A 12218-nucleotide genomic window follows, 5' to 3' on the forward strand; every position below is an offset into this window, starting at 1 on the left:
ATAGTCTCCGAAGCCGGCCAGAGTTCGCCGACAGGGAGGTTTTCATGTATCAGGGACGCCATTTCCTTCAGATTCCGGGCCCGAGCCCGGTCCCCGAGCGCGTCCTGCGCGCCATGGACATGCCGGTCATCGACCACCGGAGCGCCGAATTCGGCGAGCTTGGCCGCGCCGTGCTCGAAGGCAGCCAGACAATTTTCCAGACCGCAGGCCCGGTCGTGATCTTCCCGTCGTCGGGGACGGGCGCCTGGGAGGCCGCGATCGTCAACACGCTGTCGCCTGGTGACCGGGTGCTGATGGTCGAGACCGGTCATTTCGCCACCCTGTGGCGGCAAATGGCGGGGCGGTTCGGCATCGAGGTCGACTTCGTGCCCGGCGACTGGCGCCGCGGCGCCGATCCCGCATTGATCGAGGCGAAGCTCACCGAGGACAAAGCGCGCGCGATCAAGGCCGTGATGGTCGTGCACAACGAGACCTCGACCGGCGCGACCAGCCGCATCGCCGAGATCCGCGCCGCGATCGACCGCACCGCGCATCCGGCGCTGCTGATGGTCGACACCATCTCCTCGCTCGGCTCGGTCGACTACCGCCACGACGAGTGGAAGGTCGATGTCAGCGTGAGCTGCTCGCAGAAGGGTTTCATGCTGCCGCCCGGTCTCGGCTTCAACGCGATCTCGGAGAAGGCGCGCGCAGCCGCGAAGACCAACAAGATGCCGCGCTCCTATTTCGACTGGGAGGAGATGCTCAAGCCCAACGCCAACGGCTTCTTCCCCTACACGCCGGCGACCAATCTGCTCTACGGCCTGCGCGAGGCGATCGCGATGCTGCTCGAAGAGGGGCTCGACAACGTGTTCGCGCGCCATCAGCGGCTGGCTGCCGCGACGCGTGCCGCCGTCAGTCACTGGGGCCTCGAGATCCTCTGCCAGGAGCCCTCGGAGTTCTCGCCGGTGCTCACCGCGGTGTTGATGCCACCGGGCCACGACGCCGATCAGTTCCGCAAGATCGTGCTCGACAATTACAACATGTCGCTCGGCTCGGGCCTGTCGAAGGTCGCCGGAAAAGTCTTCCGCATCGGCCATCTCGGCGAATGCAACGCGCTGACGCTGCTCGGTGCGCTCACCGGCGTGGAGATGGGCCTGTCGGTTGCGGGCGTGCCGCATCGCTCCGGCGGTGTCGACGCCGCGATGAAGCTGCTCGAGCAGCGCCCGCAGGGCAATGCCTCGCCGCATCTGAAAGTGGTCGGCACCTAGGTCGCGCGGGACACGCAAGGCCAATCATAAAAAACAGTCAGGGAGGGTGGAGATGGGAATTCGGTTCAAGGCCACGCATGTCGTCTTGGCGATGCTCTGCGCGATGTATTTCATCACCTATGTCGACCGGGTGAACATCGGCACCGCCGCGAGCGAGATCCAGAAGGAGCTCGGTCTGTCGAACACCCAGCTTGGCCTCGTCTTCTCCGCCTTCGCCTATCCCTATCTGCTGTTCCAGGTGATCGGCGGCTGGGTCGGCGATCGTTTCGGGCCGCGCAAGACGCTGTTCTGGTGCGGCATGATCTGGGCGGCGGCGACCATCTCGACCGGCTTCGTCAACGGTCTTGCCGCACTGTTCGTCGCGCGCTTCGCGCTCGGCTTCGGCGAGGGCGCGACCTTCCCGACGGCAACGCGCGCGATGCAATACTGGACGCCCGCGAACCGCCGCGGTTTTGCGCAGGGACTGACACACTCGTTCGCGCGGCTCGGCAATGCCGTGACGCCACCAGTGGTGGCGCTGCTGATCCTCTGGCTGACCTGGCGCGGCGCGTTCGTCGTGCTCGGTCTCGTCAGCCTGGTCTGGGGCGTCGTGTGGGTCTGGTACTTCCGCAACGAGCCGAAGGAGCACGCTTCCATCACCGAGGCCGAGCTCGCCGCACTGCCGCCGCGCCCGACCGGCGAGCGGCCGCGCGTGCCGTGGGGGCCGTTGCTCGGCCGCATGTGGCCAGTGACACTGACCTATTTCTGCTACGGCTGGTGCCTGTGGCTCTATCTCAACTGGCTGCCGCTGTTCTTCAAGAACAACTACAATCTCGATATCAAGAACTCGGCGCTGTTCGCCTCCGGCGTGTTCTTCGCCGGCGTGGTCGGCGACAGCGTCGGCGGCGTGCTTTCGGACAAGATCCTCGATCGCACCGGCAACGTCCGTCTGGCGCGGCTGAGCGTCACCGTTGCGGGATTTACGGGGGCGCTGCTTTCGTTGTTTCCGATCCTGTTCGTCCACGACATCACGATCGTCGCGCTGTGCCTGTCGGCCGGCTTCTTCTGCGCCGAGCTGGTGATCGGCCCGATGTGGTCGATCCCGATGGATATTGCCCCGAAATATTCCGGCACCGCCTCGGGACTCATGAACACCGGCTCGGCCTTCGCCGCCATCGTCTCCCCGCTCGTTGCCGGCTTCGTGATCGACGCGACCGGCAACTGGTACCTGCCGTTCCTGATGTCGATGGGGCTGTTGTTGCTCGGTGGCTTCTCCGCCTTCCTGATGCATCCGGAGCACCCGTTCACGGAGGCCGAGGGGCGCCTGCCGGTCGGAAAGGTGGTGGCCGCGGAGTAGGGGAAGCGCGGCCGGGGCGAGGGCCGCCGGTTATGCATGGGAGGCGCCCTTTGGAGAGGGGACAAGCCGGTCAAATGGTGCTATTCGGCGCCCATCAAAACCAAGGCTAGACCGGGAAGGACGCCGATGACCGTGCACACTGGAAGGCATTTCTTACAGATTCCAGGACCGACCAACGTGCCCGACCGGGTGCTGCGGGCGATGGACATGCCGACGCTGGACCATCGCGGTCCGGAGTTCGCGGAGCTCGGTTTTGCGGTCCTCGCCTCGATGCAGCGGGTGTTCCGCACCCAGCAGCCCGTGATCATCTTCCCCTCGTCCGGCACCGGTGCCTGGGAAGCGGCGATGGTCAACGTGTTCGCCCCCGGCGACAAGGTTTTGATGTGCGAGACCGGCCAGTTCGCCGTGCTGTGGCGCGGCATCGCCGACAAGTTCAAGCTCGACGTCGACTTCATCCCGAGCGACTGGCGCCATGGCGCCGATCTCGCCGAGATCGAGAAGCGCCTTGCCGCCGACAAGCAGCACACGATCAAGGCGGTCTGCGTCGTCCACAACGAGACCTCGACCGGCTGCGTGACGCCGCCGCTCGACGTGCGCAAGCTGCTCGACCGCGTCAAGCATCCGGCCCTCCTGATGGTCGACACCATCTCCGGTCTTGGGTCGATGGAATACGAGCACGATGCCTGGGGCATCGACGTCTCGGTCGCCGGCTCGCAGAAGGGCCTGATGCTGCCCCCGGGCCTCGGCTTCAACGCCGTCTCGGAGAAGGCGCTCGCGGTGGCGAAGGCCAACCCCGGCATGCGCTCCTACTGGGATTGGCAGGAGGTCATCTCCTTCAACAAGCTCGGCACCTTCCCCTACACGCCCGCGACCAATCTGCTCTACGGCCTGCGTGAAGCGGTCAAGATGCTGGAAGAGGAGGGGCTGGAGAATGTCTGGACCCGCCACAAGCGCCACAGCGCCGCGACCCGCGCCGCGGTCAAGGTCTGGGGCCTGGAGACGCAGTGCGCCGATCCCGCCGCACACTCGCCGGCGCTGACCGGCGTGCGCGTGCCCGATGGACACGACGCCGACGCCTTCCGCAAGGTGGTGCTGGAAAACTTCGACATGTCGCTCGGCACGGGCCTGAACAAGGTCAAGGGCAAGGTGTTCCGCATCGGCCATATCGGCCATTTCAACGACCTGATGCTGATGGGCACGCTTGCCGGCGTCGAGATGGGCCTGGATCTTGCAAAGATTCCGCACCGGAGCGGCGGCGTTTTGGCGGCCATGGACGTCCTGAAGGGACGCGACGCGGTGCCGATGGCCAAGGCTCAGGTGGCCTGAGGGCCCAGGTGGCCTGAACTAACTTAGAAAGTGAGCGCGCGATGAACGCACCGACGACGACCAACGAAGACCTGCTCTACTCCGTCCAGGACGGCATCGCGCGGATCACCTTCAACCGCCCCCAGGCGCGCAACGCAATGACCTTCGCCATGTATGACCGCATGGCGGAGATCTGCCAGGAGATCAACGCCGATCGCTCGATCAAGGCGCTGATCCTGACCGGCGCCGGCGACAAGGCGTTCGCCTCCGGCACCGACATTTCTCAGTTCCGTGCGTTCAAGACCGCGCAGGACGCGCTCGACTACGAGGCCCGCATCGACCGCGTGCTCGGCACGCTCGAGCAGTGCCGTGTGCCCGTGATCGCGGCGATCGCGGGAGCCTGCACCGGCGGCGGCGCCGGCATCGCGGCCTGCTGCGATCTTCGCATCGGTACCGAAACCACGCGCATCGGCTTTCCGATCGCACGCACGCTCGGCAACTGCCTGTCGATGTCGAACATCAGCCGCGTCGTCTCGCTGGTAGGACCTGCCCGGACCAAGGATCTGATCTTCAAGGCGCGCCTCGTCGAGGCGCAGGAAGCGCTGTCGCTCGGCCTGCTCAACGAGGTCGTGCCCGACGTCGAGACGCTGCAGCGCCGTGCCGACGAGACCGCCAAGCTGGTCGCAAGCCATGCGCCGCTCACGCTTGAAGCGACCAAGGAGGCGGTGCGCCGCATCCGCCGCACGCTGTCGCGCGACGAGGGCGAGGACCTGATCCTCAAGGCCTATATGAGCGAAGATTTCCGCGAGGGCATGGACGCTTTCCTCAACAAGCGTACACCGAACTGGAAGGGCAAGTAGCGCAGGCCTAAGTCTTGTGCGGTGCCTAGGCAAACGCCTGTATCGGTGCAATCGCCCGACACGGCAGACATAGATTCTCGCCCTCAGGACTTTGCTCAACCGTTGTGAGGCTGCGCGCTCCAACGGCTCGCGTTTTGCGGGCCCGCCTCGCTTGCAATCGATCTCATTCCAAAGTCATAAGCGGGGCGGCGCCGGGCGGCTTGAACTGGCCGGCGTTCGCCCGCACAATGCAATTCGGCTTACTTCACGAATTGCCAATCCAAACAAGAACATAGGGAAGATGCGCGTGAGATATGGAATGAAGGCCGCAATCACGCTGGCCGCCGCGCTTTGTGGCGCGCCGGCTTTTGCCGGCTGGGAGCCGACCAAGCCCGTCGAGATCGTGGTGGCCGCCGGCGCGGGCGGCGCCTCCGACCAGATGGCGCGGATGATGCAGGCCGCCATTCAGAAGAACAATCTGATGAAGCAGCCGATCGTCGTCTCGCTCAAGGGCGGCGCCTCGGGCGCGGAAGCGCTGATGTACATGAAGGCCAGCGAAGGCGACCCGAACAAGGTGCTGATCGCCTATTCGCTGATCTACATGCTGCCGCTGTCGGCGAAGATCCCGTTCAACTGGCGCGAGCTGACGCCGGTCTCGGTGATCGCGCTCGACCAGTTCGTGCTCTGGGACAACAGCGCAGGTCCGAAGACGGTGAAGGAATTCGTCGCGGCCGCGAAGGCGGCGAGCTCGCCGTTCAAGATGGGCGGCACCGGCTCCAAGCGCGAGGATCACGTGCTGACCGTCTTCCTCGAGCAGAAGACCGGCGCAAAATTCTCCTATCTGCCCTATAAGTCCGGCGGCGAGGCCGCGACCCAGCTCGTCGGCAACCACACTGAATCCAACGTCAACAACCCGAGCGAAAATCTCGAAGTCTGGCGTGCCGGCCAGGTGCGCCCGCTCTGCGTGTTCGACAAGGAGCGCATCTCCTACACCAGCAAGGTGACGGACACGCAATCCTGGGCCGACATCCCGACCTGCAAGGAGGAGGGCGTCGACGTCCAGTATCTGATGCTGCGCGCGATGTTCCTGCCCGGCAAGGTCACGCCGGAGCAGCAGGCGTTCTATGTCGATCTATTCCACAAGGTGACGCAGACCGCGGAATACAAGGACTACATGGAAAAGCAGGCGCTGAAGCCGATCTTCCTCACAGGCAAGGACATGGTGCAATTCCTCGAGGAGGACGATGCCACCAACAAGTCGCTGATGACGGAAGCCGGATTCGTCGCGAAGTAGCCGTCTCTCTTCTCCCTCTCCCCGTTCTTGCGGGGAGAGGGCAGGGGTGAGGGGCTCCCTCCCCGAAGAGAGTGGCAGACGGACTCCCGGAGCGTCTCCCTCACCCAGCGCTTCGGCGTTCCAGAAAACGGCCGCGGACGCGGCCTCTGCCTCTCCCCGCAAGCGGGGCGAGGTGACATCACTCCCGGCTTTTGCAAAGCAGCCCATGTCCCAAACCGATCTTGAAATCGTCGTCGACGATCCGACCGCGCCTGAAGACGACTCACCCTCCGTCGTCTCCTCCGGCACGATCGAGATATTCGTCTGCCTGCTGCTGCTCGCGTTGGCCGCAACGCTTGGCTATGACAATTGGCGCACCGGCGCCTCCTGGGATTCGACCGGGCCGGAGCCCGGCTATTTCCCGTTCTATCTCTCTGTCATCCTCGGTGGTGGCAGCCTCTATGGCCTGATTGCGGCCTTCGTGGCGCACCGCGCGGCATCCGAAAGCTTCGTCACGCGTGCGCAAGCCCGCCGTGTGATGGCGGTGTTCGTGCCGACGCTGCTGTTCTGCCTGGTGATGCAGTTCCTCGGCCTCTACATCGCGAGCTTCCTCCTGATCGCGGGCTTCATGCGGCTCGTCGGCAAGATCGCGCTGTGGAAGTCGCTGCTCACGGCTTTCCTGTTCACGGCGATCATGTTCGTCACTTTCGACATCGCCTTCGACGTCATCATGCCGAAAGGGCCGCTCGAAGCGGCCTTCGGCTACTAGGCGCTCACGATGGAAGCTTTCGGTCTCTTGCTTCATGGCTTCGCCGTCCTGCTGACGTGGAAGACGCTCGTGCTGATGATGGTCGGGCTGGTGCTCGGCATCTTCGTCGGCGTGCTGCCCGGGCTCGGCGGCCCCAACGGCGTTGCGATCCTGCTGCCGCTCACCTTCACGATGGATCCGACCTCGGCGATCGTGATGCTGTCCTGCATCTACTGGGGCGCGCTGTTCGGCGGCGCCATCACCTCGATCCTGTTCAACATCCCGGGCGAGGCCTGGTCTGTCGCGACCACCTTCGACGGCTATCCGATGGCGCAGCAGGGCAGGGCGGCGGAGGCGCTGACCGCGGCGTTCACGTCCTCCTTCATCGGCTCGCTGGTCGCGGTGCTGCTGATCACCTTCCTCGCGCCGATGATCTCGTCCTTTGCGCTGAAGTTCGGCCCGCCCGAGTTCTTCGCGGTGTACCTGCTGACCTTCTGCTCCTTCGTCGGATTGGGGCGCGAGGCCAAGCACAAGACGGTCATCTCGATGTCGCTCGGCCTTCTGCTCGCCGGCGTCGGCATGGACACGGTGTCGGGCAATCTGCGCATGACCTTCGGCTCGTCAGAGCTCTTGCGCGGCATCAACTTCCTCGTTGCCGTCATCGGCCTGTTCGGCATCAGCGAGATCCTGCTGACGATGGAGGAGCGGCTGGCGCTGCGCGGACACGCGGCGAGCATCTCGCTCCGCGTCGTGCTCGGCGTCTGGAAGGACCTGCCGAAATACTGGGTGACGCTGCTGCGTTCCTCGTTCATCGGCTGCTGGCTCGGCATCACCCCAGGCGGCGCGATCGCGGCCTCCTTCATGGGTTACAACCTCGCAAAACGCTTCGCCAAAGATCCCGAGAGCTTTGGCAAGGGCCGCATCGAGGGCGTGTTCGCACCGGAGACGGCGGCGCATGCCTCCGGCACCTCGGCGCTGCTGCCGATGCTGGCGCTCGGCATTCCCGGTTCCGGCACGGCCGCGATCCTGCTCGGCGGGTTGATGGTGTGGGGACTCAATCCGGGTCCGCTGCTGTTCGTGGAGCACAAGGACTTCGTCTGGGGCCTGATCGCCTCGATGTATCTCGGCAATGTCGTCGGCCTCGTGCTGGTGCTGACGACGGTGCCGATCTTCGCCTCGATCCTGCGGGTGCCGTTCGCCGCGGTGGCGCCGATGATCGTGGTGTCCTGCGCGATCGGCGCCTATGCGATCCAGAACGCGATGTTCGACATCTGGCTGATGCTGGGCTTCGGCGTCGTCGGCTACGTCTTCAAGAAGATCGGCATCCCGCTCGCGCCGTTCACCCTGGCGCTCGTGCTCGGCAACCGCGCCGAGGATGCCTTTCGCCTCTCGATGATCGGCTCCGGTGGCGACCTAAAAATATTCTGGTCGAACGGTCTGGTCGGCTCGATCACGACGTTAGCCATCCTGTTGCTTTTCTGGCCGGTGATCGACGGTCTTCTTGGGCGCGCCGGATGGACGGGGCGGGCGAAACCCGCGTCGAACTAGCAAAGAGGGTCGTAGGCGCAGATCGTCGGCGAGGCACATCCGCTGTCTAAAGCCGCGCTTCGTCAAGGGCGGTCACCTTTTCTGACGGGCTGCGGCGGCCAAGGCCGAAGAAGGCCGAGCGCTGCTTCTCGATAGACCTTGCGGTGGCTCGAATGCGCAGGAGATCCTTGCGGGCAACCAGGCCGACGAGATGCCCTGTCGCGCGTTCGATGATCGGCACGCGCCCGACGTCGGCCAGAACCATCCGATCCGCAAGATGTGACACCGGTTCGTCGGGATAGCCGAGTGTGAGCGAGCGATCCGACGCGCAGTCGAACAAGGTGTCGCGACCGTCGGCGCTTTCCGCGCGCCAGCGCAGGACGTCCGTGCGGCCGACGAGACCCGAGACCTGACCGCCTGCATCGATCAGCGGATAGGACTTGTGACGCCGCTCGTCCCCGGAGAAGAACGACATCGCTTCGCCGACCGTCATCGTTGCCGGCAGCGAATCGACGTCCGTCACCATCACTTCGTTGACGCGAAGCAGTTCGAAGGGATCGATGCCGTATTCGCGCACCACGTGCTGGCCGCGCCGCGCGATCTTCTCCGTGAGGATCGAGCGCTTGAGCAGCAGCACGGTGAGCGCATAGGAGGCGCTCGTGGCAATCAGAAGCGATCCGAGCAGCGGAAAGTCGCCGGTCAGTTCGACGGCGAACAGGATACCGGTCAGCGGCGAGCGCATGGTGCCACCCATCATCGCGGCCATGCCGACGAGCGCCCAGGCCCCATGCGACCCCGGCAGCAATTGTCCTTCGAGCCAGCCGACGCAGCCGCCGAAAATGAGAAGCGGCGCGAGGACGCCCCCGGATGTGCCCGACGCCAGGGCGACGATCCAGATCGCGGACTTTACCAGCAGGATCAGCACCGCGGCCGATACCACGATGTTGTCGTTGAGCAGGTCGCCGATGATGTCGTAGCCGACACCGAGCGCCCGCGGTTCGATCAAGCCGCCGGCGCCGACGAACAGTCCGCCGATCGCTGGCCACCACATCCAGTGGATAGGCAGGTGACTGAAAAAATCCTCGGCCTTGTATAGCAGCGTGGTCAGCAACCCCGATTGCAGTCCCGCGACCACGCCGACGCCCACGCAGGCAAGCGGCCCCCACCAGGGCAGATCGAGCTGGCCGGCGAACGGAAACAGTGCGCCGCTGCCGATCAGCCAGGGCCGCAGCGACGACGAGATCACGCAGGCGGCGATCACAGGGATCAGGCTGCGCGGCTTCAGCTCGAACAAGAGAAGCTCGACGGCGAGGATGACGGCGGCGATCGGTGTCCCAAAGACGGCCGTCATGCCCGCCGCGGCACCGGCCACCAGCAACGCCTTGCGCTCGGCCGCGCTGAGGTGGAAGCATTGCGCGAAGAGAGAGCCGACGGCGCCGCCGGTCATGATGATCGGGCCCTCCGCGCCGAACGGCCCGCCGGTGCCGATCGAGATCGCCGACGACAGTGGCTTGAGGACTGCGACTTTTGGTTGCAAGCGGCTGCCGCCGATCAGGATCGCCTCGATCGCCTCGGGAATGCCGTGGCCGCGAATTTTTTCGGAACCGAAGCGCGCCATCAGGCCGATGACGAGGCCGCCAAACGCAGGGGCCGCAACCATCCAGGCGTCGGGTTTCAGATTGGCTGTCGAGAGGGTCTGCGTGCTCAGCGTATGCAGCCACACGGCATTGGTGACGAGCGCGATGGCGCGCAGCAACAGCCACGCCGTACCGGCGCCACCCGCGCCGACGAAGATCGCCATGGCGACCAGCATGAGTACTCGCCGGTCTGTCGTGAAGTCGCCGAGGCGCGGCAGGGAATTGGCGGGGATGGGGCGGGGCATGTTAGTCCGATCGGGATAACGCGATTGTGAGGATGATGAAGCGGCGCCGATCACATCGGCCGGCGCCGGAAATATATCGTAGAGCGATATAAATCAACGGATCATTGCTAACGGGAAGGCCGGTTCGCAGATCAGGCGAGAAGGCAACCTAGCGGGGCAGCTCGAGAATTTGGGTGATGCGGGCAAGGGCCGGCACCGTTTCAAATGCGCGCCCGAGCAGGCCGCCATGCAGAATTTGAGCAGGACCACGACGATACCCCGCGGTTCTGCTCCCTGGAGCATGATATTCTTCGGAGCGAAATCGCCGTGGCAGATCGCTTCGGCGGGCCCGCGAGACGATCCCCAAGCCGCGCGCAGGCCTAGCGCGTTAGCGCTGCACGACGTCAAACGACCTTCACTCGCCTCAGTTCGGCGATTTCGTCAGGGGCGAAGCCGAACTCCTTCAGCACCTCGTCGGTCTGCTCGCCGAATTCCGGCGGCCGCGCCACCATCTTGCTCGGCGTGCGCGACAGCGTGACGGGTTGGCCGACCAGTCGAATGTGGCGATCCTCGTCGTTCGGCACGTCCTGCGCGATGCCGAGATGTTTGACCTGCGCGTCCTCGAACATCTGATCGATGGCGTAGATTGGTCCGCAGGGCACGCCGGCATCGTTGAACTCGCGAACCCAGGTCTCGGTCGACTTCGTCACCGTGCGCTTTTCGATCTCGGCGTTGAGCGCGTCGCGGTTCTTGGAGCGGGCTGGGGCGGTCGCATAATCGGGATGGCTGTAGAGCTCCGGCGCGCCGATCGCCTGCGCGCAACGCTCCCAGATCCGTCCGCCCGTGGTGGCGATGTTGATGTAGCCGTCCGAGGTCTTGAACACGCCGGTCGGGATGCTGGTCGGATGGTTGTTACCGGCCTGCTTGGCGGCTTCCTTCTCCATCAGCCAGCGCGCGGCCTGGAAGTCGAGCATGAAGATCTGGGCCTGCAGCAGCGAAGTCTGCACCCACTGGCCTTTGCCGGACACCTCGCGCTCGAGCAGCGCGGTGAGGATGCCCATGGCGCAGAACAGGCCGGCCGTGAGGTCGGCGACGGGAATGCCGACCCGCATCGGCCCTTCGCCCGGCGCGCCGGTGATCGACATCAGCCCGCCCATGCCCTGGGCGATCTGATCGAAGCCGGGGCGCTTGTGATAGGGGCCGTCCTGTCCGAAGCCGGAGATGCTGCCATAGACGATGCGCGGATTGATCTCGCGCAGGCTCTCATAGTCGATGCCGAGCTTCTTCTTCACGTCGGGACGGAAATTCTCGACCACGACGTCGGCCTTGGCGGCGAGGCGCTTGAACACTGCGAGCCCACGCTCGTCCTTCAGGTTCAGCGTCATCGCCCGCTTGTTGCGATGCAAATTCTGGAAGTCGGACCCCCGCCGCGGCCCGCCCGGCTGCTCGCCGCCGGAATCCTCGGTCAGCGCGTCGATCTTGACGACATTGGCGCCCCAGTCCGCGAGCTGCCGCACGCAGGTGGGCCCGGATCGGACGCGGGTCAGATCGAGCACGGTGAAGCGCGACAGGGCTTCCGAGGCATGCGGAAAGGGCATCGTGAAAGGCTCCGGGTCAGATTGCGGAGCCACCATAGTGCCGAAACATCATGCGGCAAGTCTGCGCCGGCGCGGATGTCGCCTGTCGAAATGCAGTGCTTGGTGCGGTTTGCTGCGCTGCATGAAGGGATCAGCGCGACAGGCGCTTCAGCTCGTCGCGTGCCTGCTCGGCCAGCGGGTCATCGCCGTGGCGTGCAATGAAGAGCTCGAACGCCTCCCTGGTTCCCTTCTGACGCGCGGTCTCGTATTCCCGGGTGACCGTCGCCGCGGGGTCGCGGGCCATGGGCATGGAGGGGGCGCGTCCCACCTTACCGCTTTCATTGCCTTTGTCCTTGCCGCCGTCGTCTGCATTGGCTTTCCCGACCATGGCGGGCTGTTCTCCGATGGGCAGACGGTCCGGCCCGGCGAACACCGCCATGACCCCGATGAGACCGACTGAAAATGGGCCTGGTTTCATGATTTCCTCTACAGATCATACCCGCAG

Annotated in this window: 10 protein-coding genes; 7 read left to right on the forward strand and 3 right to left on the reverse strand. The window is 65.0% G+C overall.

What is annotated here, in order from left to right; genetic code table 11:
* The first annotated feature begins 44 nt into the window (after nt 1-44).
* The 7 genes from ABIA90_RS26640 (at nt 45) to ABIA90_RS26670 (ending at nt 8296) form a co-directional block, all read left to right on the forward strand.
* Nucleotides 45-1247 (forward strand): pyridoxal-phosphate-dependent aminotransferase family protein, encoded by a 1203-nt coding sequence (locus ABIA90_RS26640; RefSeq protein WP_502916680.1) that lies wholly within the window; start codon nt 45-47, stop codon nt 1245-1247.
* A 52-nt stretch (nt 1248-1299) separates the two neighbouring features.
* Nucleotides 1300-2583 (forward strand): MFS transporter, encoded by a 1284-nt coding sequence (locus ABIA90_RS26645; RefSeq protein ID WP_354121835.1) that lies wholly within the window; start codon nt 1300-1302, stop codon nt 2581-2583.
* A gap of 126 nt (nt 2584-2709) precedes the next feature.
* Entirely contained in the window at nt 2710-3909 is a 1200-nt protein-coding gene (locus ABIA90_RS26650; protein WP_212102430.1) for a pyridoxal-phosphate-dependent aminotransferase family protein, read from the forward strand.
* Between the two features lie 41 nt (nt 3910-3950).
* Nucleotides 3951-4748 (forward strand): enoyl-CoA hydratase/isomerase family protein, encoded by a 798-nt coding sequence (locus tag ABIA90_RS26655; RefSeq protein ID WP_354121834.1) that lies wholly within the window; start codon nt 3951-3953, stop codon nt 4746-4748.
* 298 nt (nt 4749-5046) lie between these two features.
* Nucleotides 5047-6021, forward strand: a complete 975-nt coding sequence (locus tag ABIA90_RS26660; protein WP_354121833.1) for a Bug family tripartite tricarboxylate transporter substrate binding protein — start codon at nt 5047-5049, stop codon at nt 6019-6021.
* A gap of 205 nt (nt 6022-6226) precedes the next feature.
* Complete coding sequence (locus ABIA90_RS26665) at nt 6227-6769, forward strand: tripartite tricarboxylate transporter TctB family protein (RefSeq protein ID WP_354121832.1); 543 nt, start codon at nt 6227-6229, stop codon at nt 6767-6769.
* Between the two features lie 9 nt (nt 6770-6778).
* Nucleotides 6779-8296 carry a tripartite tricarboxylate transporter permease gene (locus ABIA90_RS26670; RefSeq protein WP_354121831.1) on the forward strand — a complete coding sequence of 506 codons (1518 nt, stop codon included), beginning with the start codon at nt 6779-6781 and terminating at the stop codon, nt 8294-8296.
* A gap of 46 nt (nt 8297-8342) precedes the next feature.
* Here ABIA90_RS26670 and ABIA90_RS26675 read toward each other — a convergent pair whose 3' ends face one another.
* The 3 genes from ABIA90_RS26675 to ABIA90_RS26685 all read right to left on the reverse strand — a co-directional run bounded on the left by ABIA90_RS26675 (nt 8343) and on the right by ABIA90_RS26685 (nt 12191).
* On the reverse strand, nt 8343-10157 hold the full coding sequence (locus ABIA90_RS26675; RefSeq protein ID WP_354121830.1) for a chloride channel protein: 1815 nt from the start codon (nt 10155-10157) through the stop codon (nt 8343-8345).
* Nucleotides 10158-10540: 383 nt separating this feature from the next.
* Nucleotides 10541-11734 (reverse strand): CaiB/BaiF CoA transferase family protein, encoded by a 1194-nt coding sequence (locus ABIA90_RS26680; RefSeq protein ID WP_354121829.1) that lies wholly within the window; start codon nt 11732-11734, stop codon nt 10541-10543.
* Between the two features lie 130 nt (nt 11735-11864).
* Nucleotides 11865-12191 (reverse strand): hypothetical protein, encoded by a 327-nt coding sequence (locus ABIA90_RS26685; protein WP_354121828.1) that lies wholly within the window; start codon nt 12189-12191, stop codon nt 11865-11867.
* Nucleotides 12192-12218: the final 27 nt, after the last annotated feature.

Source organism: Bradyrhizobium sp. LA6.8, from assembly GCF_040547935.1.
GTDB classification, from domain to species: domain Bacteria; phylum Pseudomonadota; class Alphaproteobacteria; order Rhizobiales; family Xanthobacteraceae; genus Bradyrhizobium; species Bradyrhizobium barranii.

Bases quoted from the DNA above. Each gene is read 5' to 3' on its own strand.
- ABIA90_RS26660 (WP_354121833.1), top strand. From the start codon at position 5,047: ATGAAGGCCGCAATCACGCTGGCCGCCGCGCTTTGTGGCGCGCCGGCT.
- ABIA90_RS26640 (WP_502916680.1), top strand. From the start codon at position 45: ATGTATCAGGGACGCCATTTCCTTCAGATTCCGGGCCCGAGCCCGGTC.
- ABIA90_RS26685 (WP_354121828.1), bottom strand. From the start codon at position 12,191: ATGAAACCAGGCCCATTTTCAGTCGGTCTCATCGGGGTCATGGCGGTG.
- ABIA90_RS26680 (WP_354121829.1), bottom strand. From the start codon at position 11,734: ATGCCCTTTCCGCATGCCTCGGAAGCCCTGTCGCGCTTCACCGTGCTC.
- ABIA90_RS26665 (WP_354121832.1), top strand. From the start codon at position 6,227: ATGTCCCAAACCGATCTTGAAATCGTCGTCGACGATCCGACCGCGCCT.
- ABIA90_RS26655 (WP_354121834.1), top strand. From the start codon at position 3,951: ATGAACGCACCGACGACGACCAACGAAGACCTGCTCTACTCCGTCCAG.
- ABIA90_RS26645 (WP_354121835.1), top strand. From the start codon at position 1,300: ATGGGAATTCGGTTCAAGGCCACGCATGTCGTCTTGGCGATGCTCTGC.
- ABIA90_RS26650 (WP_212102430.1), top strand. From the start codon at position 2,710: ATGACCGTGCACACTGGAAGGCATTTCTTACAGATTCCAGGACCGACC.
- ABIA90_RS26670 (WP_354121831.1), top strand. From the start codon at position 6,779: ATGGAAGCTTTCGGTCTCTTGCTTCATGGCTTCGCCGTCCTGCTGACG.
- ABIA90_RS26675 (WP_354121830.1), bottom strand. From the start codon at position 10,157: ATGCCCCGCCCCATCCCCGCCAATTCCCTGCCGCGCCTCGGCGACTTC.